Origin of the sequence: Shewanella sp. NIFS-20-20, from assembly GCF_019209865.1 — a bacterium.
Lineage (GTDB): Bacteria > Pseudomonadota > Gammaproteobacteria > Enterobacterales > Shewanellaceae > Shewanella.
In genome coordinates, this window is the sequence record NZ_JAHUTT010000115.1 from 1 (window position 1) to 1,950 (window position 1,950).

A 1,950-nucleotide genomic window follows, 5' to 3' on the forward strand; every position below is an offset into this window, starting at 1 on the left:
GCGAGACAGTTCAAGCTTGATGGGAAACGGGATAGGGCCTATCCACGTGCGTTAAAAATGAGTAAAAACAAGTATCCCATTAAGTCTAAGAAAAATGCCGTTCACACTAAGTGAACGGCATTAAGCATTGCTGGGTTATTTTTTTACGCAAGCGGTCGTTATCATGATTACGGGGCTCGGAACGAGCTTGGTGTCAGAAGGTGATTCTTTAGTTCAGGGGGCGGGTGATTGATTGTGCATTGCAATCTGCATCCGTTTGATTGCGGATTGGGAATAAATTACGACTAAATACAGTTAAGGTATTGATTATAAGCACTTAAATATATTGGCATAGTAATTGATGTCCTAAAGTCATATCAACGATTAGGACACCGCTATGAATATACTTCCTGTTTCCATGAGTGTAGCTATGTTATTGAGCAGTTCATTGGCCGCCGCTCCGTTTGATACCTGTCCAAGTAAAGCTTACTTGTTCCAATCACAGCCAGTGCAAGTCTACGGTGTCAACTTAGTGACCGGTGAGACACAATTACTACAAGGTGATACTGGCTCTAGTGCGAATATCAATGCGGTCGGGTTTGATGAAGCTGACCGCTACATCTACGGGTACGACACCAGCAATAAACAGATTGTGAGACTGGGCCAAGATTTTCAAGTTGAACCGGTCAATACCAGTAACCTCCCTCAGGATCATACCTTTTACGTTGGCGACGTGATTAACCATATATTTTATTTGTACCGCCAAGGAAAAGGGCTGTTCAAAATCGATTTATCGCCATTAGATAGCGATCCTAATGCGCTATTAGTGGTGGAGAAGATCACTAGTCGTGCGGTGGTGTCGTTAACAGATTTCGCCTTTCATCCAGGCAACGGCAAACTGTATGGAGTCGATAATGGCAGTGGTTTTCTCTACGAATTTGATATTGCCAATGGTCAAGAAACCCTAGTGGGTGACACCGGCCAAAAGGGCACCTTTGGGGCGGGCTACTTTGATCGTGATGGCTATTTTTATGTGTCGCGCAATGCGGATGTAATGAGTAATGGCGTGGTGATCCGCGAGGGCGGAAAAATTTACCGCATCGATTTATCACTGGCGAACTCAAATTTAGACTCGGGTGATGTGTTGGCGGTGGAATTTGCCGATGGGCCATCATCGAATCAAAACGATGGAGCCCGCTGCGCCAAAGCCCCAGTGATTGATGAAGACTCCACAATAGACTTTGGCGATGCGCCAGCATCTTATGGCACCTTACTGTCAGATAATGGCCCTCGCCATCAATTGGACGGTATCACCTGGCTTGGGCTTACGGTGGTTGACGGTGATCAGGACGGCGCCATATCCCCCATTTCCGATGATACCCTTGGGGTTGATGACGAAGATGGCATTGGTTTCGTCACCGCCATTGCGCCTGGGCTTGATAGCCGTGTCACTGCCTATGCTTCGACGTCAGGCTATTTATCGGCATGGATTGATTGGGGCGGTGATGGTGAATTTAACGATCCTCAAGACAAAATTTTCAGCGATTATCCATTAGAAGCGGGCCAAAACATCTTGTTTGTCGAAGCGCCAATTACCGCCCTCGGCGGCGATAGTTGGGGACGGTTTCGCTTTAGTCAGCAAACCGGTTTGGATGCCGACGGTGGCTCTACCTCAGGTGAAGTTGAAGATCATCCGGTGACGATTAGTGATGCCAATACTCGCCATCAGCATTTTCCATCGAGCACAGGTTATGTGACCTTAGCTTATGAAGACAGTTACCCCTATACCGCAGATTACGATATGAATGATGTGGTGATGTTTCTGCGAGTCACTGAGACTTATAAAGGGCGTTGTTGATCAAATGGTTCACGTAACGTACTGATCTAATGACACTTACTCTAATTACTCAACTCGGTAACTAACAGGCATACCTAGTCTTATGACTTTGTTCATTGCCTTGACGTTAGCTA

The 1,950-nt window shown here is 46.3% G+C and carries 1 protein-coding gene; it reads left to right on the forward strand.

Going from position 1 to position 1,950, the window contains the following annotated elements; translation table 11 throughout:
* The first annotated feature begins 376 nt into the window (after positions 1 to 376).
* Positions 377 to 1,837, forward strand: coding sequence for a GEVED domain-containing protein (locus KU855_RS18635; protein ID WP_218532784.1), 1,461 nt, complete (start codon positions 377 to 379; stop codon positions 1,835 to 1,837).
* Positions 1,838 to 1,950: the final 113 nt, after the last annotated feature.